21 protein-coding genes are annotated in these 22,603 nt (G+C 66.7%); 7 read left to right on the top strand and 14 right to left on the bottom strand.

Annotation, left to right across the window (positions count from 1 at the left end; genetic code table 11):
* Positions 1–43: 43 nt before the first annotated feature.
* Genes FHS03_RS17020 through FHS03_RS17010 form a run of 3 tightly spaced genes read left to right on the top strand, consistent with a single transcriptional unit; the run spans position 44 to position 3,124 of the window.
* Positions 44–1,954 carry an amidohydrolase gene (locus FHS03_RS17020; protein WP_183442105.1) on the top strand — a complete coding sequence of 637 codons (1,911 nt, stop codon included), beginning with the start codon at positions 44–46 and terminating at the stop codon, positions 1,952–1,954.
* A gap of 11 nt (positions 1,955–1,965) precedes the next feature.
* On the top strand, positions 1,966–2,418 hold the full coding sequence (locus tag FHS03_RS17015) for a DoxX family protein (RefSeq protein WP_183442104.1): 453 nt from the start codon (positions 1,966–1,968) through the stop codon (positions 2,416–2,418).
* Position 2,419: 1 nt separating this feature from the next.
* Positions 2,420–3,124, top strand: a complete 705-nt coding sequence (locus FHS03_RS17010) for a YoaK family protein (protein ID WP_183442103.1) — start codon at positions 2,420–2,422, stop codon at positions 3,122–3,124.
* Here FHS03_RS17010 and FHS03_RS17005 read toward each other — a convergent pair.
* The 4 genes from FHS03_RS17005 to FHS03_RS16990 all read right to left on the bottom strand — a co-directional run bounded on the left by FHS03_RS17005 (position 3,121) and on the right by FHS03_RS16990 (position 6,425).
* The gene (locus tag FHS03_RS17005; RefSeq protein WP_183442102.1) at positions 3,121–3,759 is read right to left on the bottom strand and encodes a response regulator; all 639 of its coding nucleotides are present in this window, start codon (positions 3,757–3,759) and stop codon (positions 3,121–3,123) included. The two genes, FHS03_RS17010 and FHS03_RS17005, sit on opposite strands and share 4 nt — an antisense overlap.
* Positions 3,760–3,902: 143 nt before the next feature.
* Complete coding sequence (locus FHS03_RS17000; RefSeq protein WP_183442101.1) at positions 3,903–4,157, bottom strand: DUF1059 domain-containing protein; 255 nt, start codon at positions 4,155–4,157, stop codon at positions 3,903–3,905.
* 87 nt (positions 4,158–4,244) lie between these two features.
* Complete coding sequence (locus FHS03_RS16995) at positions 4,245–5,897, bottom strand: methyl-accepting chemotaxis protein (protein WP_221208168.1); 1,653 nt, start codon at positions 5,895–5,897, stop codon at positions 4,245–4,247.
* A gap of 108 nt (positions 5,898–6,005) precedes the next feature.
* Positions 6,006–6,425, bottom strand: coding sequence for a winged helix-turn-helix transcriptional regulator (locus tag FHS03_RS16990; RefSeq protein ID WP_183442100.1), 420 nt, complete (start codon positions 6,423–6,425; stop codon positions 6,006–6,008).
* Positions 6,426–6,761: 336 nt separating this feature from the next.
* Here FHS03_RS16990 and FHS03_RS16985 point away from each other — a divergent pair, with 336 nt between their 5' ends.
* Positions 6,762–7,550: a substrate-binding periplasmic protein gene (locus FHS03_RS16985; RefSeq protein ID WP_183442099.1), complete on the top strand. Its 789-nt coding sequence runs from the start codon at positions 6,762–6,764 to the stop codon at positions 7,548–7,550.
* A gap of 84 nt (positions 7,551–7,634) precedes the next feature.
* Here the strand turns inward: FHS03_RS16985 and FHS03_RS16980 are convergent, their stop codons facing one another.
* A complete protein-coding gene (locus tag FHS03_RS16980) occupies positions 7,635–9,038 on the bottom strand; it encodes an FAD/NAD(P)-binding protein (RefSeq protein ID WP_183442098.1) in 1,404 nt (467 codons plus the stop codon).
* A gap of 102 nt (positions 9,039–9,140) precedes the next feature.
* Here FHS03_RS16980 and cysC point away from each other — a divergent pair, with 102 nt between their 5' ends.
* Complete coding sequence (gene cysC / locus FHS03_RS16975; RefSeq protein ID WP_183442097.1) at positions 9,141–9,758, top strand: adenylyl-sulfate kinase; 618 nt, start codon at positions 9,141–9,143, stop codon at positions 9,756–9,758.
* Here the strand turns inward: cysC and FHS03_RS16970 are convergent.
* The 6 genes from FHS03_RS16970 to pepN form a co-directional block, all read right to left on the bottom strand.
* A complete protein-coding gene (locus FHS03_RS16970; protein ID WP_183442096.1) occupies positions 9,753–10,574 on the bottom strand; it encodes an arginase family protein in 822 nt (273 codons plus the stop codon). The two genes, cysC and FHS03_RS16970, sit on opposite strands and share 6 nt — an antisense overlap.
* Positions 10,571–11,824 (bottom strand): hypothetical protein, encoded by a 1,254-nt coding sequence (locus FHS03_RS16965; protein WP_183442095.1) that lies wholly within the window; start codon positions 11,822–11,824, stop codon positions 10,571–10,573. Before FHS03_RS16965 ends, FHS03_RS16970 begins: the two co-directional genes overlap by 4 nt.
* A 12-nt stretch (positions 11,825–11,836) precedes the next feature.
* Positions 11,837–12,535 carry a methyltransferase gene (locus tag FHS03_RS16960; RefSeq protein ID WP_183442094.1) on the bottom strand — a complete coding sequence of 233 codons (699 nt, stop codon included), beginning with the start codon at positions 12,533–12,535 and terminating at the stop codon, positions 11,837–11,839.
* A gap of 145 nt (positions 12,536–12,680) precedes the next feature.
* Positions 12,681–13,964 carry a hypothetical protein gene (locus tag FHS03_RS16955; protein ID WP_183442093.1) on the bottom strand — a complete coding sequence of 428 codons (1,284 nt, stop codon included), beginning with the start codon at positions 13,962–13,964 and terminating at the stop codon, positions 12,681–12,683.
* 84 nt (positions 13,965–14,048) lie between these two features.
* A complete protein-coding gene (locus tag FHS03_RS16950; RefSeq protein ID WP_183442092.1) occupies positions 14,049–14,495 on the bottom strand; it encodes a hypothetical protein in 447 nt (148 codons plus the stop codon).
* A 113-nt stretch (positions 14,496–14,608) separates the two neighbouring features.
* On the bottom strand, positions 14,609–17,293 hold the full coding sequence (gene pepN, locus FHS03_RS16945) for an aminopeptidase N (RefSeq protein ID WP_183442091.1): 2,685 nt from the start codon (positions 17,291–17,293) through the stop codon (positions 14,609–14,611).
* 92 nt (positions 17,294–17,385) lie between these two features.
* Between pepN and FHS03_RS16940 the strand changes: the two genes are divergently transcribed.
* Both FHS03_RS16940 and FHS03_RS16935 read left to right on the top strand, forming a co-directional pair.
* Positions 17,386–17,838 carry a GNAT family N-acetyltransferase gene (locus FHS03_RS16940; protein ID WP_183442090.1) on the top strand — a complete coding sequence of 151 codons (453 nt, stop codon included), beginning with the start codon at positions 17,386–17,388 and terminating at the stop codon, positions 17,836–17,838.
* The gene (locus FHS03_RS16935) at positions 17,835–18,191 is read left to right on the top strand and encodes a nucleotide pyrophosphohydrolase (RefSeq protein ID WP_183442089.1); all 357 of its coding nucleotides are present in this window, start codon (positions 17,835–17,837) and stop codon (positions 18,189–18,191) included. Before FHS03_RS16940 ends, FHS03_RS16935 begins: the two co-directional genes overlap by 4 nt.
* A 1-nt stretch (position 18,192) precedes the next feature.
* On the opposite strand, the gene FHS03_RS16930 is transcribed toward FHS03_RS16935, so the two are convergent.
* From FHS03_RS16930 to FHS03_RS16920, 3 genes are all read right to left on the bottom strand, one after another.
* Complete coding sequence (locus FHS03_RS16930) at positions 18,193–19,095, bottom strand: alpha/beta hydrolase family protein (RefSeq protein ID WP_183442088.1); 903 nt, start codon at positions 19,093–19,095, stop codon at positions 18,193–18,195.
* 324 nt (positions 19,096–19,419) lie between these two features.
* Entirely contained in the window at positions 19,420–21,627 is a 2,208-nt protein-coding gene (locus FHS03_RS16925) for a DEAD/DEAH box helicase (RefSeq protein WP_183442087.1), read from the bottom strand.
* Positions 21,628–21,719: 92 nt separating this feature from the next.
* Complete coding sequence (locus FHS03_RS16920; RefSeq protein ID WP_183442086.1) at positions 21,720–22,529, bottom strand: SDR family oxidoreductase; 810 nt, start codon at positions 22,527–22,529, stop codon at positions 21,720–21,722.
* Between the last annotated feature and the right edge of the window lie 74 nt (positions 22,530–22,603).

The raw sequence follows: 22,603 nt of genomic DNA, 5'->3' as shown, positions 1-22,603 counted from the left end.
CGCCTTGAACGGTGCCGGCAGATTCACCTTTTCGGAGCAGTACATGAACACTCCCAGCCATCCAGACCTCATCCTCTACCGGGGTCAATTCACCACCCTGGACCGCAGCAATCCCCAGGCCGACGCGGTCGCCATCCGCGATGGCCGCTTTACCCATGTGGGCAGCGCGCAGGAGATCCTGGCGCTGGCCGGTCCCGCCACCGCCAGGATCGATCTGCAGGGACGGCGCGTGCTGCCCGGCCTGATCGACAACCACCTGCACATCATCCGCGGCGGCCTGAATTTCAATATGGAGCTGCGCTGGGACGGCGTGCGCAGCCTGGCCGACGCCATGGCCATGCTGCGCCAGCAGGTCGCCATCACGCCGGCGCCGCAATGGGTGCGCGTGGTGGGCGGCTTTACCGAGCACCAATTCGTGGAAAAGCGCCTGCCGACCATCGAGGAACTGAACGCCGTGGCGCCCGATACGCCGGTCTTCATCCTGCACCTGTACGACCGCGCGCTGCTCAACGGCGCCGCGCTGCGCGCCGTGGGCTACGACAAGAATACGCCGGAGCCCCCGGGCGGCCGCATTCTGCGTGACAGCGCCGGCAATCCGACCGGCCTGCTGCTGGCCAAGCCGAATGCGGCCATCCTCTACGCCACGCTGGCGAAAGGGCCGAAGCTGCCGCCTGAGTATCAGCTCAATTCCACGCGCCACTTCATGCGCGAGTTGAACCGCCTGGGCGTGACCGGCGCCATCGACGCCGGCGGCGGCTTCCAGAATTATCCCGAGGATTACCAGGTGATCCAGCAGTTGTCCGACGCGGGACAACTGACCGTGCGCCTGGCCTACAACCTGTTCACGCAAAAGCCCAAGCAGGAGAAGGAAGACTTCCTGAACTGGACCTCCAGCGTCAAATACCAGCAGGGCGACGACTACTTCCGCCACAACGGCGCGGGCGAGATGCTGACCTTCTCGGCCGCCGACTTCGAAGACTTCCGCGAACCGCGTCCCGATATGCCGGAATCGATGGAAGACGACCTGGAAGGCGTGGTGCGCATCCTGGCACAGAACCGCTGGCCGTGGCGCATGCATGCCACCTATGACGAAACCATCAGCCGCGCCCTCGATGTGTTCGAACGCGTCAACCAGGAGATTCCGCTACAGGGACTGAACTGGTTCTTCGACCATGCGGAAACCATTTCGCCGGAATCGATCGACCGCATCGCCGCGCTGGGCGGCGGCATCGCCGTGCAGCACCGCATGGCCTACCAGGGCGAGTACTTCGTCGAACGCTACGGCGCCGCGGTGGCCGAGGCGACGCCGCCGGTGAAGCAAATCCTGGAAGCGGGCGTGAAGGTGTCGGCGGGGACGGACGCCACCCGCGTCGCCTCCTACAATCCCTGGGTGTCGCTGGCCTGGCTGGTCAGCGGCAAGACCGTGGGCGGCCTGCGTCTTTACCCGCAACGCAATTGCCTGGACCGCGAAACGGCGCTGCGCATGTGGACCGAGAACGTGACCTGGTTCTCCAACGAGGAAGGCAAGAAGGGCCGCATCGCCGTGGGCCAGCTGGCCGATCTGATCGTGCCGGACCGCGACTTCTTCGCCTGCGCCGAAAGCGATATCGCCGACACGTCCTCGCTGCTGACCATGGTGGACGGCAAGGTGGTGTACGCCGCCGGCCCCTTCGCCAGCCACGACACGCCGCTGCCGCCCGCCATGCCCGACTGGTCGCCGGTGCGCAACTACGGCGGCTATGGCGCCTGGGGCAACCGTGGCAGCCTGTCCTTCGCGGGACGCGGCGCGGCGGGCCACGCGCACAGCAAGGCCGCACAGGCGGCGGCTTGCGGCTGTTCGCGCCAGTGCAATGTGCACGGCCACCAGCACGCCACGGCATGGACGCGCAGCCTGCCCGTGGCCGACCTGAAAAGCTTCTGGGGCGCCCTGGGCTGCGCCTGCTGGGCGGTGTGATGGCCGGCGTAATGAAACCTTCACGGAGCGCGCAGACCCATCCCACCCGCACGCCGCCGCGCTGGCGCGTGTGGGCCGCCGCACCGGCCCTGCACTGGCTGGCGCTCCTGCTGCTGTGCGCCGCCTATCTGCAAGGCGGCTTGAACAAGCTGACGGATTTCGGCGGCGCCGTCGCCGAGATGCGCCATTTCGGCCTGTCGCCCGCCGCCCCGCTGGCGGCGGCCGTCATCCTCGGCGAGCTGGGGGCGGCGCTGCTGGTGCTCAGCGGCCGCCTGCGCTGGCTGGGCGCATTGGGGCTGGCCCTGTTCACCGTGGCCGCCACCTTTGTCGCCAACCGTTACTGGGAAATGCAGGGCATGCAACGCTTTATGGCGGCCAACAGCTTCTACGAGCATCTGGGCCTGGCCGGCGCTTTCCTGCTGGTGGCCTGGCACGATCTGCGCGCGCCGCAGGGAGGACGCTGAGATGGCCGGCAACCCCTCCCCCGGCAGCGCCCCAACAGCCAGCGCCCGCTGCTGCGCCGCCACATTGAGCTTCCTCGCCGGCTATGTGGACACAGCCGGCTTCATCGCGCTGTTCGGCCTGTTCACCGCCCACGTCACCGGCAACTTCGTGCTGCTGGGACGGGCGCTGGTCGAGCCGCATCACGATGTGCAGCTCAAGCTCCTGGCCTTCCCGGCCTTTATCGCCGCCGTGGCGCTGTGCCATCTGCTGGTGCTGCGCTGGCAGCGCCTGGGCGGCAACGCGCTGCGGCGCGCCCTGCTGCTGCAATTGGGGCTGCTGCTGGCGGCGGCCGTCTGCGGCTGGCTGGCGGCACCGATCCGCAGCAGCGATGCGCCGCTGGTCATGCTGAGCGGCTTGCTGTGCACGGCGGCCATGGGCGTGCAAAACGCTTACGGCAAGCTGCTGCTGCCGCAGCTGGCCGCCACCACGGTCATGACCGGCAATGTGACCCAGCTGGTGATCGACGCCATCGACGCGGCGCGCGGCCCAGGCGCGGCGCGTGCGGCGGACCAAATGAAACTGCTGTGGCCCGTGCTCAGTTTCGCGGCGGGCGCCTTCGGCGGCGCGCTGGCGGTCAGCCGTTACGGCATGGCGGCGCTGCTGCTGCCCTGTTGCCTGTTGGCGCTGCTGGCGACGCTGGCCGCGAGCGCGCGACGTGCGGACTAAAACGTAATCATGCCGCGCTTGAAGGCGATGGTGACGGCATGCGTGCGGTCGTTGGCGCCCAGCTTGGCGAGGATGGTGCGCATATGCGCCTTCACCGTTTCTTCGGAAATGGCCAGATGCAGCGCGATGCGCTTGTTGGAATTGCCGGCCGCCGCGCTGCGCAGCACTTCGGCTTCGCGCTCGCTCAGCAGGCTGCGGCCCATATGCTCGGCCAGCTCCATCGCGATCTCGGACGGGATGCGGCGCTGGCCGGCATGCACGGCGCGGATGGTGTCCAGCAGATCCCGGCGCAGACTGCTCTTCAGCAGAAAGCCGGCCGCGCCGCCCTGCACGGCGCGCTGAATCTGGGCGTCGCCTTTGAAGGTGGTCAGCATCACGATGCGCGCCGCCGGAAAATCGCGGCGGATCGCCAGCAGGGCCGTAACGCCGCACATTTCCGGCATGGCGATGTCCATCACCGTCACGTCGGGACGACAGAGCGGATACATGGCCAGCGCCTGCACGCCGTTCTCCGCTTCGCCCGCCACGCACATATCGGGCTGGCTGGCGATCGTTTCCGCCAGCCCCGCGCGCAGCAAGGGATGGTCGTCGACGATCAGAATGCGGATCGGCGATCCGGCGGCGGGAAACTCCATACTTGTCATTCGGGGTAGGCAAAAACGCGAGGGAGAATTTATACCACGCCGCCGCCGCAAGCCACTAGAAGGCTTCCTCGGACGCTGCCAAAAAAAATGCCAGCCGGGCGGCTGGCATGACGCGTGCCGCCTGGCAGTGCGCGCTAATGCGGCAGGGGGCGGCCGCTATCCTGGCCGCTCTGCGCGGCGCCACCGGGCAGCGCCTGCTCGCCCGGCATGCCATCCTTGATCATGGTGCGGATCTGCCGGCGCAGTTCCGGGCTGTCCGCATGCTGGTGCACGCTCACGGCGTGCTGCACGGCGACGGCCAGCAGCTCCTCTTCATCGTCGGCCGACATGGCGACGGTGCAGTGGGCATCGCTGGGAAAATCGCGGCAATCGATGTATTTGCGTGTCATGGCATCCCCTCTGTTTGACGAACGGCGAAGCGCCGCCCAGTTTCACTATAGTTCGCCAACAGCCACTTTACTTGCATAAATTAATGCTCACACCGCACCCTGCGCGGACCGCAAGCCGCGCCTTGCCGCCGGCCGCTGGCGCGGCGGCAGCACCAGGCGCGGCGGCACGCCGGCGCGCTCCTCCACCACGGTAAAGCGGGCCACCGCCGCGCGCAGGCCGTGCGCCTGCGCCGACAAGGCTTGCGCCGCCGCCGTGGCCTGCTCCACCAGCGCCGCGTTCTGCTGCGTGACCGCATCCATTTGCATGATGGCCATATTGATCTGTTCGATCCCCGCGCTCTGCTCGTGCGAGGCGGTGCTGACATCGCCGATGATGTGCCGCACCTTGCCCACCGCCTGCACCACCTCGGCCATGGTGCGGCCGGCCATATCGACCAGTTGCGCGCCGCCCGCCACGTGGCTGGCCGAGGCGCCGATCAGCTCCTTGATCTCGCGCGCCGCCGTGGCGCTGCGCTGGGCCAGGGTGCGCACCTCGCCGGCCACCACGGCAAAGCCGCGTCCCTGCTCGCCGGCGCGCGCCGCTTCCACGGCGGCGTTCAAGGCCAGGATATTGGTCTGGAAGGCGATGCCTTCGATCACGGCGATGATCTCCGTCACCTGGGCCGAGCTGGCGGCGATGTCCTGCATGGTCGCCACCACGCGCTGCACCACCTGGCCGCCGCTGGCGGCGACCTCGGCCGCGCTCTGCACCAGGGCATGGCCGCTGCGCGTATTCTCGGCGTTCTGGCGCACGGTGGTGGTCAACTCTTCCATGCTGGACGCGGTTTCCTCCAGCGAGGAAGCCTGTTCCTCGGTGCGCTGCGACAGGTCGGCATTGCCCTGGGCGATTTCATCGGCCGCCACGGCGATCGTATTGGCCGACTGGATGATGCCCGACACCATGGTGTTCAATTGGCGCCGCATCGATTCGAGCGAGGCCATCAGGCTGTCGCGCTCGCCCGACAGGGGTACGGCCACGCCCAGATTGCCGTCGGCGATCTGGCGCGCCACTTCCTGCGCCAGGGCCGGCTCGCCGCCGAGCTGGCGCAGCAGGCTGCGCGTGACCAGCCAGCCCGTCAGCAGGCCGCAGCCGATGGCGATCGCGCCCAGCAGCATGATCAGGGCGCTGGACGATTCGGCATGGGCGGTGGCGGCCACGCCGGTGTCGGCATTGAGCTTGTCTTCCATCGCTTGCAGCGCGCCGGTGGCGGCCAGCCAGGCGCGCTGGCCGCGCCGCATCTCGCCCACCAGCAAGGCGGTGGCGCCGTCGCGCTCGCCCGCCATGGCCAGCGCCATGGCTTGCTCGAAGGCCGGCAGGCTGTCGGCCTCCGCACTCTTCAGGGCGTTGTAGAGGCGCAACTCCTCGGGCAGGGTATTGGCGTCTTCATGGAACATTTTGCCCAGCTGGGCATAGGTCTCGGCATACAGGGCTTCCTGCTTGCGCACGCGCTCGACCTCGGCGCGCATCTGCGCCGCGTCGCTCAACAGGGCCAGATTGCGGATGGCGATGGCGCGGTCCTGCACCGTCGCCCCCAGCGTGGCCGCCAGCCGGGCTTCGACATTATTAATATTGACGATGCTGTTCAGATTCTCGTTCAGCGTATATAGGCTATACAGGCTCAGCGCGGAAATACTGGTCAGCAATAACATCAAGATGCCGAAGCCGGCCAGCATGCGCTGCCGGACACTGAGATGTTTCATCGTCTCTCCCTTTTGGGCCAATAAAGAAAAAACGATGGTATGGAGCCTGCCGCCATTCAACAAGAAGGCACAAACATGTTACCTATTAATAATAATTATTACTAATTACTAATTTCGCCGGCCATGGGTCATGCCCACCGCCGGCGCGGTCGAGCGTTGGCTTTTTTCATCGAAACGGCTGCGCGCCGTGTGCACCTGTTCCTGGTGTTCATAGGCCCACTCGACCAGGCCCACCATGGGCTTGAGCAGGCTATGGCCCAGATCGGTCAGCGCGTATTCGACGCCGGGCGGCACGGTGGGATATACCGTGCGCACCACCAGGCCGTCGCGCTCCAGGCCGCGCAGGGTCAGGGTCAGCATGCGCTGCGAAATGACGCCGATGCCGCGCCGGATCTCATTAAAGCGCAACGGTCCTTGGCAGAGGCAGCTGACTATTGTGAAGCTCCATTTATCGCCCAGCCGGTCCAGCACCGCCCGCGTGGCGCGGCATTTCCCCTCATCTTTATGGAATGCATGTCTATGAGGCATTAATACGATTCTCTTCGGGTTCGCACTTTCAATGCGATTGTTTTTATTTTTGATTGAACGATCGGGAATATAGGCGCGCTGGAAGCTGGCCCGACCGTGCCGGATTATTACAGGAAAATAAGGGCGAGACCGATGGTAGGGGCCGGCTTGGCATTGTGCAAGAGGGAACATTCATGTTCCCTACTAACAACTTATATTTCCTGATAATTAAGCTTCCATTAAGGAAAATCCGGCGTAAAGAAGTCTTGCCAGCCGGTGTGGGCGGCATGCTAGGATGCATGTCAGGGGCCGTGAATACTTGAAACGGGCCCCGATGGCAAACCGAGCGGAGCGGCAATGCGCGCCAGACGACGCTACCTTCTAGTCCTCACCAGCCTGGCCCTGCTGGCCGGCCTGCCGGCGCGCGCCGCACCGCCGCCGCTGACCTTCTGCTTCGAGGATGTGGCGCAGCGGCCGTGGACCACGCCCAAGGGCAAGGGCTTGAATTTCGAGCTGCTGCGGCGCGTCGAAAAACAGCTCGGCGAGCAATTTCTCTATGTACCCAAACCGTGGCGGCGCTGCCTGGAAGAGATCCGCTCCGGCCGCGTCGATGGCGTGATCGCCGCCGCCGATTCGCCGGCGCGGCGCCGCCTGGGCCAGTTCCCGCTGCTGCCGGACGGCCGCTCCGATCCCGCGCGCGCACTCAACGAAGACCATGCCTACGTCTACCTGCGCATCGGCGGCGAGGGCCGCTGGGATGGGCAGACGCTATACAGCCCGAACGGCGAGATCGCCGTGCAAACCGGCTATATGATCGCCAGCGTGCTGCGCGAACGCGGCTACAAGCCGCGCGAGCTGGTGAAGTCGGCCGACGATGCGCTGCGCCTGCTGGTCTCGGGCATGTTCGATGTGGCGGTGCTGCAGGGCAGCGAGGCCAGCCGCCTGGCGCAGCAGGACCCGCGCTTCCGCGAACGCGTGCAGCAAGCCACACCGCCCTACGCCACCCTGGTCTTCCACCTGATCTTCAGCCACCAGGCGTATGAGCGCGAGCCGGCCCGCGCCGAAGCGGTCTGGCGCGAAATGGCCGTGGTGCGCCAGTCGCATGAATACCGCCAGCTGCTCAAGGAAGCTGGCGTCGGCAACTAAGGCGCGGCGGGACGGTTCCGGCGCCAGCAAGGAACGGCAAAGGGATTGCAGGCTGGTTTTCGCATCCAAAGGACAAGCCGCGCATCATGATTTTTTCAAGCAATCCTGCGCGATCTGGCGGGCGAAACGGCGCAGTTCGGGCACGGCGATGGCTTCCCAGTAGTCCGCTTTCAGCCAGGGGCCGATATAGTGCAGCACCGTGCTGCAGCGGCCGGCCGCGTCGCGTACCGCGCAGCCCGGCCCCACTTCGATGCCCAGGCCCAGCGCGTCGGTGCGCAGCAGGCCGGCGGCCAGCAGTTGGCCCACCAGCGCGTTGCCGCAGGCGGCCGGGCCGGCCGGACCGGTGCAGTTGATCACGCGCGCCACGCGCAGCGTCAGCGCGGACGCGTCCCCGTGGCCGGAGCGCGGCTGCAGACGCACGCGCACGCTCTCGGCATCCTCGCCATAGCCAAGCAGGCGCGCCGCGTGCACGCGCAGGATGCCGCTGCCCAAGGCCGCCTGCAGGCGCTGCGCAACCTCGGGCGCCATGCGGTGGCGGTGGCTGTCCCAGTAAGGCTGCACATGGCGCAGGAAGCGCCGTCTTTGCGTACTGTCCCAAGCCTGCCAGATGGCCGGCGTATGCGGCCGCAGCGCGGCCAGCGCGGCGCGCCAATCGTGGCCGGCCGCCTGCAGCGCGCGCGCGTGCTGGCGCAAGCCATGCAGTTGGGCGCGCACGGTCGCAGCCTGGCCCCAGATGGCCGGCAGCAGCGTGCCCGTGACGGCGCTGCCGGCCGGCGGCGGCGCCAGACGGCGGTGGGCTTGCGGCAGCAGGCCGTGGCGCGACACCATCTCGATGCGGCGCGTGGGATTACGTTGCAGCAGGCTGAGGGCGACGTCCACCGCCGTCAAGCCGCTGCCCAGCAGCAGCACCGGCTCTTCCGGCCGCAGGCTGTCCAGCTGCGCGCTGTTCCAGGGGTCGCGCTGGTAGCGCGCGCTGGCGTAAAAACCCATATCGGCCACGCGCGGGTCGGCCGAGGGGAAGTGGCCGAAAGCCAGCACCACGCGTTCGGCGCGCAGCGCGACACCGCCGGCCAGGCGCACCGTGGCGCCGTCGTCGTCCACGCCCAGCGCCTCGGCCTGGGCGGCGATGCGCTCCAGGCGCACCAGCGGCGGCGCCGCCTCTTCGCTCTGGCGCAGCAGCCACTCCAGGTAATCGCCATACAGCTTGCGCGGCACGAAGCTGGCGGCGCCGATGCGGCTGTCGCGCGCCTGGGCATAGCGCAGGAAATGGCCGGGGTCGTCGTCCAGCGCGCTCATGACGCCGGCGGGAATATTCAGCAGGTGGCCGGCGCTGCTGGTGCCGTAGGCCAGGCCGCGCGCCATGCCGGGACTGCGGTTCAACAAGAGGATGCGCAGGGCTGCGCGCGGCGAGCCGGCCGCCTGCCGCAGCAGCTGTACCGCGCACGCCACGCCGGAAAAGCCGGCGCCCACGATCAGCACCGTGCGCATGCCGCCCTCCCCGACAAGGCAAACCAATCCGTGTATATTGCAGATACCAGTCCCGCCATCGAAGCAAGTCCCTTCTTTCCCCGCAAAAGAAAGGCCTGAGCCATGACCAGCAGCGACATCGTTTGGCAGTACAGCAGCATCACGCGCGCCCAGCGCGAGCAGTTGAACAACCACCGCAGCGCCGTGGTGTGGTTCACCGGCCTGTCCGGTTCCGGCAAGTCCAGCGTGGCGCGCGCCGTCGAAGCGCGCCTGTTCCAGCAGGCTTGCCGCAGCTTCGTGCTGGATGGCGACAATGTGCGCCACGGCCTGTGCTCCGACCTGGGCTTCGCGCCCGCCGAACGTTCGGAAAACATCCGCCGCGCGGCCGAAGCGGCGCGCCTGTTCAGCGAGGCCGGCATGATTGTGCTGGCAGCCTTCATCTCTCCCTTTCGCGCCGACCGGGAACGGGCGCGCGCCCTGCTGCCGGCCGGCGATTTTCTCGAAGTCTATTGCCGCTGCTCCGTCGCCGCCTGCGAAGAGCGCGACGTCAAAGGCCTGTACCGGCGCGCCCGCGCCGGCGAGATCGCCGACTTCACCGGCATTTCCTCGCCCTACGAGGAACCCACGCGGGCCGAGCTGGTGCTCGACACCTGCAGCATCGGCGTCGAGGAGGCGGCCCGCCGCGTGCTCGACCTGCTGCGCGAACACGGCGTCATCGCCGCCCGCCACTGGCCCTTATGAGCCGGGCAGCAGCAGGTGCAGCAGCTCCAGGCAGGCCAGCGCCGTCTTGTCGCCCGCATCGCGGTCGCCGTGCCAGGCCGACACCGAGACCGCCGCAATCGGGTAGCGCGCCAGGCGGCGGAACAGCGCCGCCGTCTCGGCATAGCTGGGACCATGGCCGACGTGGTACTTGAGCGCCGCCAGCTCCGCCGCGTCCATCACATCGGTATCGAAATGCACATACAGGCTTTCTTCCGGCCGCAGATGGCCTTCGATCTCGCCGAAGCCGCAGCACACGATGTCGGAGGCGCGCAAGGCCACGTCCTCGCCCGGATCGAGGTCGCGCGCATCCGACAGCAGCACGCGCCGCTCCGGATAGGGCCGCACGCCGACCGCGCGGCGCAGCGCCGCGATGGCGTCGCGGCTGTTCTGGCGCCGGTCCTGCCGCCCCACCAGCATGGCCAGCGGCATGCCGCCCAGGTACTGGGTCTGGGTCGTGCCCCAGGTATGGAAATCGCCGTGCGCATCCAGCCACAGGATGCGCTGCGGCTCGCATCCGGCCTGCTGCAGGCCGGCCAGCATGCCCAGTGTCGAGATGCAGTCGCCGGAAATGCTGACCGGCTGCTCGCCCGCCTGCACCGCGCGGCGCACCTGCTCGGCCAGTCCGGCATACACCTCGCCCATGCTGGCCATCTGCGCGCCCTTGTCGGCGATCTTCGTTTCGCTGCGGCTGGGCAGCGCCAGCACCTGCCACGGCGCCGTATCGAGTTGCGCCACGCGCGCCAGGCCGTCGCGGCGCTGGCCCATCAGATAGGGGACAAGGAAACGCCGCCTCATTGCCAATCCTCCTGTTCCATGCGGTAGCCCAGTTCGTCCATCAGGCTGGCCACCTCCGGCCGCGCGGCCAAGGCCCCCAGCTGCGGGCGGCGCTTGCGCCAGCGGCCAGCGCCGGGCGCCTCGGTCGCCATCGTCACCGGCAGCGCGGGCGGCATGGGCAACGGCGCCAACTCCAGCCAGCGCGTGGCGCGGCCCATGATGGCGGCCGGATCGGCGATGAAGTCCTCGAACGCCAGACGTATCGCCGGCACGCCGCTGGCGATGATGGCGCGGTGGCTGGCCAGCCACTGCGCCAGGCACACCTCTTCCAGGCTGGCGGCGCTGAGCGCATGCCAGTCCGGCGGCAAATCGAATTTCCACCAGTGGCGGCCGAAAGGCAGCTGGTCGGAATAGCCGGCGATGTCGAGCGAGACGCCGGCGCGGCGCAGGTCCTGGGCGAAGAAGCCGACGGGTGAAAGCCAGCCGTCCATCAAGCCGTTCACGCATTGGGCGTAGCCGCGCGTCAGGTGGATATAGCGCACCGCCGCCCGCGGGAAGAGCTGCTCGTACAGGCCGGGACGGTAGGCGTCGGACGGCGTCTTGAACAGCAAGATCTTGTCCTGCGCGTCGGCGGCGGCGAAACGGCGCCGCCGCAGGCGCGGCAGCACGAAGGGCGGCTCCTCGATCTTGGCCGTCTCGTCGAAATACTTGTTGGCGCCCGGCCCCAGGCGGCCGTCGTAATAATCGACGCGCCAGGGTTCGCGCCAGAACAGGGCCGCCAGCACCTGGCTCTGCACTTCCTGCTCGTCCAGCGGCTCGGGCGCATCCCGTTCGCGCGCGCAAGCGTGGCCCAGCACCTCGTCCAGCGCGCGCTGCATGCGCTGGTATTCCTCCGGCACGCTGAACAGGGCGGGAAACTGCAGCAGCAGACGGCGGCGCCAGCGCGCCGTCAGCTCCGGCAAAGGCGCCCAGTGCGCGTCGGCCACGGTCAAGCCGTCGAAGATATTGTCGGCCAGCGCCTCGATGTCGTTCAAGCTGCGCAAGGCGTCGCTGTCGGAGTTGAAGCCAAAGCCGTTGCCGCTCAGGGCCAGGAAGGGTTCGGCCTCGCCGTCCAGCGAAGCGATGTCGGGATGCCCGGCCAGCACGCTCTTGAACAGGCTGGAGCCGGAGCGGGAACTGGTCAGTATCACCGCCACCCGCCGCACCGCGCCGCGCCATGGCGCGGCTGGCACGGCGCGCAGCGCGGCGACCGACTGCAGCAGCGCTTTCATGGCAACCGCCGCTTATGGCGCGCCGGCGTGGGCGCGTTCGATCAGGAAGGCGTAGAACTGCTTGGTTTCCGCCTTGTCGGCGCTGGCGGTCGCCATCAGGCGCACGCTGAAACCAGCTTCCTGCGCCAGCTTTTTCACCTCGTCCACCGCGCCGAAATTCGAGTGCGCGAAATAGATCCGGCCGCCCGGCTTCAGGTAGTTGCCGACCTGGCGGAAGAACTGGGTATTGGTCTGGAAATCGGTGTCCCACTGCGAGCGCGCCACCACATCGTGCGCTTCCTTGTTGCGGAAAGGCAGATTGGCGGTGATGACGTCGAACTGCTCCTCGCCCGCCTGCTCGAACAAATTGGACTGGCGCACTTCCATCACGTTTTCAAAGCCGTGCTGCTGCGCGTTGTGGCGCGCGCTCTTGACGGCGGCCGGATTGATGTCCAGCGCCAGCACGCGGCCCGCGCCGCCGTAGCAGGCGAAGACGGCGATCACGCCGGAGCCGGTGCCCACATCGAGCACGCTGGCGCCGGGCGGGATGTGCAGGTTCTGCACCAGCGGCTGGCTGTCGGTGAAGGGCCAGAAGGTGTCGGGGTAGACCAGGAAGCTCTTGCCCAGATAGCGCACCGTCTTGCCTTCAGGCGGAATGGTCTTGAACAGTTTCTGCCGGTCCTTCTGCCAGCGGTCGATCTTCGCCGTGCCTGGTTCGGAGGAGGTCTGCATATCATCACCTTTCACAGCGGGGTAACGCTTAGCGGGGAGAACAGCTCGCGGACTATCCTAGCGCATGTTGGGAAGCGGGATCAAGCACGCCACGATTGCGCCGCAGTCCGCGCTCGAACTGCGACACTATCGTCATGCAAGCGTATCAGCGCAAGCCGCTCGCCAGGCGCGGCGACGACAGCAGCGCGCGGAACGCGGCCCAGCGCTGGGCGCGCGCCTGCTGCGGATCGTTGGCGGTGGCGTGGCGTTGCACATACGCTTTCACCAAGTCGGCGCCCAGGTTGTAGTTGATGACATAGCTGCGCACCGTGTCGTAGAACTGCACGCGCTGCGCCGATTTTTCCGGCGGGTAGAGCTGCACGTTGACCAGCCAGTCGATGGTCTGGGCGCGCGTGAAGCTGCCATCCAGGTACTGCATGGCGGCGTCGTTGTCGGCGTAGCTCAGTTTCGACAGCAAACGGCGCAGGCGCGCATATTGCGGCGCCAGCGCCGGATCGAGGCCGGCCAGCGGGAACAGCACCTTCTGCTCGAACTCCAGGCGCTCGTCCTCGCTGAAGGCCAATTCGATGCCGTAGTTGGCGCTGCCTTCGGCGATCAGCGACATCGGCGATTGCAGCGGATAGACGCTGTACTCGACCCAGCCCTTGCCCTTGACCAGGCTCTGTTCCAGCAGCGCGTTGTAGACGTGGTGGCCGGGATAGCCTTCGTGGCAGCCCAGGTCCACGGCGCGGTCGATATAGATGGGGAATTCGGTGTTGATCTGGATCAGGCTGCGCGACTGGCCCTTGTACCAGTTATAGCCCGACCAGGGCTTGCCGGTGACGAATTCGAGCGTGAAGCTTTCCTGCGCGGGCAGGCCGATATGCGGCGCGGTGCGTTCGCGGCAAGCGCGGATGGCGGCATCCATCACCGGACGCAGACGGTCGGCCGGGATCACGAACTGCTGGCGGAAGGCTTTCAGGCGTTCGGTCACGGGACCGCTGCCCGGCAGCAGCTGCGCGATTTCGCCGACCAGGCTTTCGTAGTAGGCGCGCGTATGGTGGGGCGTGACGGCGTCGTACAGGCGCGCGGTTTCCTCATCGAAGCTGAACTTCTTCCCGTCCAGCATATCGATATAGGCCTGCATCGCGGCCAGCTGCTTATTGAGGAATTCGATGCGCAGGGTGTCGTCGGCGTCGGCGCCCTGCTGCCCGGCCAGCAGCTTGAGCGTGGCGCCGGCGTCGGCGCGCAGCTCCTTCAGCGGACGCTTCTGGCGCGCCGCTTCTTCCTGCCATTGCGGCGGGCCGTAGTAAGCATCGACATAATTGGCGTCATGCTGGCCAATGGCCAGCACCAGTTTGGTATAGCGTTCGGCCACATCCTGCAGCGGCGCGGCCCAGACGCTGCCCGCCATCAGCAAGGCGGCGCTGCCCAGCAGCAGTTTCTTCATCCACTCCCTCCTGTTCCGGTAAGGACGCGTGCGCGTCCGGCCGGCACAGTGTAAGGGAGTGGCCTGCTTTACACAACGACAAGGCTAGCGGTGCATGGCCATGCGCAGCAGCGGCGCATCCAGTCCCGCCATATCCGCGGGCTGGGCCAGCAGCAATTCGCCGCCCACCTCGCCGTCGATGCCGCGCCAGAGCCGCATATGGAGGCTGCGGTCCTCGGCCACGAAGGTATCGGTGCCGGCGCCGATCAGGCGCACTTTGCGGCCGTTGTCGAGAATCGCATACATGCTGGCCGTGCCGGCAAGCAGCGACAGTTCCTGGCCGTTGGACAGATCATAACTGCCGCGGTAGGACGCGAAATTGGTGACGTTCATGCCATAGCTGGTTGCCGGCAGATCGATGCGGTCGATCTGGCCCGGAATGCGCACGGTTTCCACCGGCTGTTTGGCGTCTTGCGCTGGCGGTTCCGCCAACGCCATCCCCTGCCCGGCGCCGGCCAAAACGGCGAGCAGGCATAGTGTGGTCTTGTTCATGGAATTCCCCTTTATTGGACGGGGCAGGGCCGGGATGCCTTCCGGACCTGCCGCCGTTTTTACTATAGACCAGCGCTATAGGGGGACGAAATAGATTTGATGGATCGAAAAGGCTAGCTTAATGGTACTGTCAAAGCCCGGCGGATCGCCACGCAGCGCGCATCCTCCTGGTGCGCCAGCAGCAGGGCGCGGCGGGTGCCTGTGGACAGTTCTTTGTTGTCCTCCACCGCAGCGGCCAGGCGCTGCACGCTGGCTGGCGTGCACGTGGCCGGGATCATGCTGGCGCCATAGGCGCGCATGAAGACCGGGCCGGCCGCCTTGTCCAGCAGCGGCAACTGGCGCAAGCGGTCGGCCGCGCTTTGCTCGCTCAGCGCATGCTGCTCGGCCGGATACATGGCGCCCATGGCGGTGCGGATGCGCGAGAACGGCAGCTTGCTTTGCAGGTCGCCGATCTTGGCCAGCCATTCCTGCTTAACCTGCGCATCGGGACTGATCACGCGCGCCGCCAGCGCGGCCGCCTGGCCGCTGTCGCTATTGTCGCGCGCCTGCTCGGCCTCGATGCGGGCGGCGGTGCCGGGATAGTTGCGGCGGCTCAGGTGGCCCAGAATGGCCCAGCGCAGATCCTGGCTGATGTTCAGGCCAGCGGCTTTTTCGCGGCCATCGAGCATGGCCGCCAGGCGCGCCAGCGCGGGCTGGCTGGCCACGGCGCCCAAGTGCAGGTCGAACCAGCGGCGCTGGAAATTGCTGTTGCCCTTATTCGCCAACACCTGGGTCCAGCTCAGCTTTTCCAGCGCGGCCGCGGTGCGCTTGGTGTAGGACGCGGCGGGCGCCATCAGGTTCAGGTAATCCTGCGCCTTGTCCACTTTGCCGATCACGTCGCCCAGCACCGCGTAATCCTTCTCGTACGGCAGGTTGTGCTGCGCCACCTGCAGGAAATCGTTGAGCGGCAGGTCGCCATCGCGCACGCTGTCCCACAGATTGTTCCACAGCATGGCGCGCAGCAGCGGATCATCGACCTTGCGCAGCGACTGGCGCGCGGTGGCGAAGGAGCGCGCATCGAGCTTGACCTTGGCAAAGCCCCAATCCTCGTAGTTCGGATAGACCAGGTCCGGGCAGGCTTCGCCGGCCAGCTCCGGCACCGCTGTGCTGGCGCCCTGGTAGGTCACGCCCTGCTGGCGTTCCAGCTTGAGCTGGCCGCCGCGCTTGACGAACAGGCCGACCTGCACGCGCTGCTCGCGCAGCACCGGATAAGCGGCCGGCGCGCTTTGCTGCAGGCTGAATTCCTGCAGCTTGCCGCCCTTGCAGGTATAGCTGGCGGTGATGGTGTTCACGCCCGGCTGGTAGAGCCACTGCTGGGTCCATGGCCCCAGATCGCGGCCGGCCGCCTCGCCCAAGCTGCCGATGAAGTCGTCCAGTTTCGCGTTCTGCCAGGCGTACTTGGCCAGGTAGTTGTGCACGCCCTTGCGGAACACTTCCTGGCCCAGCAGGTGGCGCAGCTGCTTGAGCGTGGACGCGCCTTTGGCGTAGGTGATGGCGTCGATATTGTCGAAGGCATTGGCGGTGGACGGCACCGGCACCTCGATCGGGTGGGTGGTCACGCGCTGGTCGTGCTCATAGGCGCCGACCTTGCCGCGCGAATAGAAGGACTGCCAGCCGTTCTTGAATTCGGTCGCCTCGGACGCGGCCAGGGTCGCCATGAAGGAAGCGAAGCTCTCGTTCAGCCACAGGCCGTTCCACCATTTCATCGTCACCAGGTCGCCGAACCACTGGTGGGCCATCTCGTGCATGATGACCGTGGCCAGCGATTCGCGCTGGGCGGCCGTCATCTCGTCCTTGTGCACGAAGCGCGCCTCGCCGAAGGTGACGGCGCCGGCGTTTTCCATGGCGCCGTAGAGGAAGTCGGGCACCAGGATCTGGTCGTATTTGTCGAACTGGTAAGGAATGCCGAAGTACTCGTCGAAGAACTTCAAGCCTTGCGCGGTGTAACGGAACCAGGTCTCGGGCTGCACCTGGGCCGCCAGCGACTGGCGCGCCATCAGGCGCATCGGATATTTGGCGCTGGTCTTGTCTTCCCACACCTTGTAAGGGCCGGCGTGCAGGGAGAAGTTATAGGCGCTGAGTTTTTTCGAGACAGGGAAAGTCCAGCGCTTGGCGCCGTCCACGTCCTGCACCGAGGTTTCGCGCGTCATCGACACCACCTGCCAGTCGGCCGGCGCGGTGACGTTGAGCTGGTAGGTCGCCTTCAGGTCGGGCTGGTCGAACAGGGCGAACATCTGGTGCGCGGCGGCCGGCTCGAAATGGGAATAGGTATAGACGCGGCCATCGGCCGGATCGACCATGCGGTGCAGCCCCTCGCCATTGGTGCTGTGCTTGCGCTCATACGCCACCGTGACGGTGTTGCGGCCCTGGCGCAGGTCTTCCGCCGCCAAGGTGATAAACCATTTATTGTATTTCGGCGTCACGGCCTTGCCGTTGACGGTGAGCGCGCTGATGCTGGCCTGGTCCAGGTCCACGGTCAGCGCCTGGCTGGCGTCGCTCAGGTCGAAATGCAGCGTGGTGGTGGCGCTGAAGCTTTCGGCGCCGGTGAGTTTGAAGTCCAGTACATAAGCCACGTTCGAGACGCGGGCCGAACGCGCCATGGCGTCGGCTTCGCTGAGCCAGGGGTTGTCGGCGCGCGCCGCATTGGTAACAGCAGCGACGGCGGCAGCGGCGGGGGTGGCGGCATGGGCGCTGATGGCGCCCGCTGCGAACGCGGAACTGATAGTCAGCGCCACAGCTTGAGATACTAGCGATTTCATTCTTCTCCCTTTCTCTTGTGAGCGCCCATCTGTGGTGGGCGGCGCAGGGATGATAGCATTGTCGCCTGTTGCCGCCACCTGAAAAAATGCCGATGAAGATCGTTTTTGAAACCCCGGATCAGCCGGAGGTGCATGCCCTGATCGCCGAGCTGGATGCTTACCAATACGGGCTGTATCCCCCGGAGAGTGTGTACGCGCTGGACCTGTCCGCCCTGCGCCAGGACAATGTGCTGTTCGCCGTGGCGCGCGACGGCGACGGCGCGGCCCTGGGCTGCGGCGCCATCGTGCTGACGCCGGAATTCGGCGAACTGAAACGCATGTATGTGCGGCCCGCCGCGCGCGGCCAAGGCCTGGCCAGCCGGCTGCTGCAGGCGCTCGAAGGCGCGGCCGCAGCGCGCGGCTGTCCGCGCTTCGTGCTGGAGACCGGACCTTTGCAGCCGGAAGCGCTGGCCCTGTACGAACGCCTGGGTTATGCGCGCTGCGGCCCGTTCGGCGATTATCCCGACGATCCGCACAGCGTCTTTATGCACAAGGCGGCGGCATGAGCCGGCAGGACTCCCTCGACGAACTGCGCGGACTGACCCGCGCTTTTGCGACGGAGCGCGACTGGGAACAGTTCCACACGCCGAAGAACCTGGCGATGGCGCTGTCGGTGGAAGTGGCCGAGCTGGTCGAGCATTTCCAGTGGCTGCCCACCGGCGCGCTGGACGAACTCGATGAACGCAAGCGCGAAGGCATCCGCCACGAGCTGGCCGATGTGCTGCTCTACCTGGTGCAGCTGGCCGACAAGACCGGCGTCGACCTGCGCGCCGCCGCGCTGGAGAAGATGGCGCTGAACCGGGCCAAGTACCCGGCCGCGCAGGTCAAGGGCGACGCCCGCAAGTACGACGAGTATTGAGTCAGCCCGCCAGGCCCAGCGCCTTGCGGATTTCGGCGCCGACGATGCGCCAGGCGGGCGAGCTGGCCGCCACCTCGTCATAGTGGCTGGCACCTGGGAGGACGATCACGGCGGCCGCATCGCCGGCCGCGACGGCGCGGCGCGCATAGTTCTCACCCGTTTGCGGCGGCGAGATGTCATCGAGTTCGCCGTGGATCAGCAGCGTGCGGATGGCGGCTGGCAGCATCTCGGCCGGCGAGGTGTCGGCAAACACGTCGGGACGCCCGGGCGTGGGCAGGCCGGCCAGCTGCGCCGTGTCGCGCTCGCAGGTACGCTTGATCAGCTCCGCCTCGTTGCGCAGGTCGGCCAGACCGCCCAGGCTGATCACGCTGGGAATCGGCAGCGGAGCGGCGGCGTAAGCGGGACTCCATGCCGGCAGCTTGTGGCGCGAAGCGGCCCACTGCGCCAGATGGCCGCCGGCCGAATGCCCCACCGCCACCACGCGCGCCAGGTCGGCGCAGGCTTCCTGCTTGAGCAGGTCGACCGCCGTGGCCACGTCCTGGTACATGCCGGGATAGCCGCCGCCCGCCTCGTCATAACGGCGGTATTCCACATTCCATACCGCGATGCCTTGCGCAAGCAGGGCGTTGGCCATGCTGCGCATCTGCACGATGCCGCCAAAGTCCACCGTCCAGCAGCCGCCGTGGATCAGCACCACCACCGGGAACGGTCCCTCGCCTTCCGGCTTGAACAGCTCCACGAACTGCGAAGGCGCGCCGCCATAGGCGATGCGGCGCGCGGGCGGCGCGCCATCCAGCGCCAGATAGTCCTGCAGCGTCATTGGCGCGGTGACAATGGTCTCGGCAGCGCCAGGGCAGCCGTCAGCGACGGCGGAAAACAGGGGCTTGCGGACTTGCTTCAGCATGGGAATCCTTGCGGTTAGTCGGGCCAGCCCGCAGCATAGCGCGTTGCGGGGTGGATGTCATTTCGACTGCGTAACGGAATGTGCCTGAAAAATACTGCCTGAAATTGTCTGAATCTGTTTGAGTTTGTCTGATTTTGCCTGCTTTTGTCTGGCCGGAATGCAGCTTGGAAAATGCAGGCAAATTCAGACAAATTCAGGCCAAAACAGGCAGTCGTTTCAGACAGGTTCCGCGAGGGAGTCGAAAACACAAACCTGGATCAGCGACAGCCATGCGGACAATAAAAAACCGGCCAATGGCCGGTTTTTGGTGCGGAAGCTGAAGAATCAGCCCTTCTTGCCCTTGAAGCCAGGCTTGACGGTGGTTGGCTTGCCTGCCGCCGGCTTTTTAGGCGGCGTGTGTTTTTCCGATTGCGGCGGCATCTTGTCGGCGAGGCTGATGCGCAGCTGCTGGCCGCCCACCCACACCTTGCCCAGATGCTTGAACAGATCGGGCGGCATCCCGTCCGGCATTTCCAGCACCGAGTGGTCGTCGAAGATTTCGATGCGGCCGATGAACTTGGCTTCCAGACCCGCCTCATTGGCGATGGCGCCCACCAGATTGGAGGGCGTCGCCGCGTGCTGGCTGCCCACCTCGACGCGGTAAGCGCGCATCGGGATATTCAGCTTGCCCGGCTTTTCCTTTTTCTTCTTGGCTGGCGCCTCGTCGAACATCGGCTCCTCGTCATCCCCACGCGGCGCGGCGGCCGGCGCCGGCTTGGCCTTCTTCGGCGCCGGCGCTGCAGCGGCAGGTTTGGCAGCGGCAGCAGGCTTGGCGGCGGCAGGCGCTTCGCCATCACGGCTGATGCTCAGCGCCTGGCCCGCCACGCGGATGCCCGCCAGCGTGTCCAGCGTCTCGCTGTTCAAATCCTCCGGCATATCGAGCACGGTGAAATCGTCGAAGATCTCGATGCGGCCGATGTATTTGGAATCGATGCCGCCCTCGTTGGCGATGGCGCCCACGATATTGCCCGGCTTGACGCCGTGGCGGTAGCCCACTTCGATGCGGTAGGTCAGCATGCCCGGATCGGGTGCGCGCGGCGTGCGCTCCTTCTTGGCGAAGCGTTCGCCACGATCGGGACGCTCGCCACGGTCAGCGCGCTCGGGGCGGTCGCCCTGCTCGCGCGGCGGGCGGCCGTCGTCGTGCCAGCCGGTTTCGCGTTTCTTGTCCAGCATCAGGGGCTTGTTCCCGCGCGCCATCTTGGCCAGGGCCGCCGCGATTTCCAGCGCCGGCACATTGTGCTCGCTCTCGTAGGCTTCGATCAGCGCCTGGAATTCATCCAGGCCGCCCTGCGCCAGCACATCGGTGATCTCGTCCTTGAAGCGGGCGATGCGCACGTCGTTGACCGCCTGCAGCGTCGGCAGTTCCATCATGCCGATCGGCTGGCGCGTGGTGCGCTCGATCGATTTCAGCAGATTGCGTTCGCGCGGGGTGATGAACAGAATCGCTTCGCCGCTGCGGCCGGCGCGGCCGGTACGGCCGATACGGTGGGTATAGCTTTCGGCGTCATACGGCACGTCGTAATTGATCACGTGGCTGATGCGCTCCACGTCCAGACCGCGCGCCGCGACGTCGGTCGCCACCAGGATGTCGATCTTGCCGTCCTTGAGCTGGCCGATGGTGCGCTCGCGCGCGGCCTGCTGCATATCGCCGTTGATGGCGGCGGCCGAGAAGCCGCGCGCCAGCAGGCGTTCGGCCAGTTCCTCGGTGCCCAGTTTGGTGCGCGAAAAGATGATCATGCCGTCGAACGGCTCGGCTTCCAGGATGCGGGTCAGCGCGTCGAGCTTGTGCATGCCGCTCACCAGCCAGTAGCGCTGGCGGATATTCTCGGCGGTGCCGGTCTTGGCGGCCACCGTCACTTCGGCCGGGTTGCGCAGATAGGTGGTGGCGATGCGCTTGATCTGCGACGGCATGGTGGCCGAGAACAGCGTGGTCTGGCGCGTTTCCGGCGTCTCTTGCAGGATGCGCTCGACATCGTCGATAAAGCCCATGCGCAGCATTTCGTCGGCTTCGTCCAGCACCAGGGTTTTCAGCTTGGACAGGTCGAGCGAACCCTTGTCCAGGTGGTCGATCACGCGGCCCGGCGTACCCACTACCACGTGCACGCCGCGGCGCAGGGCCGACAGCTGCGGGCCGTAGCTTTGGCCGCCGTAGATCGGCAGCACATGGAAATTCGGGATATGGGCGGCGTAGCGCTGGAAGGCTTCCGCCACCTGGATCGCCAGCTCGCGCGTGGGCGCCAGCACCAGCGCCTGCGGCGCCGCCTGTTTGGTATCGATGCGCGACAGGATGGGCAGGGCGAAAGCGGCCGTCTTGCCGGTGCCGGTCTGGGCCTGGCCCAGCACGTCGCGGTTGTCGAGCAGATAAGGAATGGTCGCGGCCTGGATCGGCGAAGGCGACTCATAGCCGACCTCCTTCAAGGCCTTGATCAGGGCCGGGCTCAGATTCAGGTCGGTAAACAGGACGGGGGCGGTATTTGGAGCTGTTGCAGTCATGGCGGCACTCGCTTAAAAATTATTGTTCGAATCGCCTAATGCGACAGAAAGCCTCTAGTTTACTCTTTCCGGCGCTTCCAGTCCCGGAAATATCAGCTGTGCGGCCGCGCTTCGGCCTTGACGGCCGCCAGCGCCATGTTTTCCACCAGGCCGGGCGCGATCAGTTTCAGCCAGCGTCCCAGCTTGCCCTTGGCCGTCATCACCACCTCGCGCTTGCGCCCCGCCATGCCGGCCAGGATCAGCGCCGCGCACTCCGCCACCGGCATGGCCGCCTCCTCTTTCAGGCTGCTGGCGCCCAATTCGCCGCCGGCCGCGTTGAAACCGCGATAACGGATGCGCGTCGCCACCACGCCCGGATAGGCGGTGGTGACGCTGATGCCATGCGGTTTCAGTTCCGCGCGCAGGCTCTCGAAAAAGCCGGCCATGGCGAATTTGCTGGCGCCGTAGGCGGTGCGTCCCGGCACGCCCACCAGGCCGGCCAATGAGGCCACCGCCACCACCTGGCCGCGCGCCTGCTTGAGCCAGGGCAGGGCCGCATGGGTGCACCACACGCTGCCCCACAGGTTCACGCGCATCAAGTCCTCGTACCAGCCCAGATCCTGCACCTCCTCGAACAGGGCGTGGCCGGAGCGGCCGGCATTATTGACCAGCGCATCGATGCGGCCGAAACGCCCGGCCGCCGCCGCGATCAGGCGCCGGCATTCGTCCTGCACGCCGACGTCGGTGGCCTGCACCAGCACCTGGGCGCCGTCCGCCCGGCACTGTCCCGCCACCTCCTCCAGGGCGGCGGCATTGCGCGCCGCCAGCACCAGCGCCAGGTCGCTGCCATGGCGCCGCGCCAGCTGGCGCGCCATTTCCGCGCCGATGCCGTCGGATGCGCCGGTAATCACGATGACTTGCATGCCGCCCTCCTTGTCAAAAGATGATGCTTGCATACTAAGCCATTTTCGCCGTGGCGGATCGGGTAAGATGCCGG

It is taken from the genome of Pseudoduganella violacea, from assembly GCF_014191875.1.
Lineage (GTDB): Bacteria > Pseudomonadota > Gammaproteobacteria > Burkholderiales > Burkholderiaceae_D > Rugamonas > Rugamonas violacea_A.
Note: the sequence above shows the minus strand (reverse complement) of the source record. Positions and strands in the feature narration are given on the sequence as shown.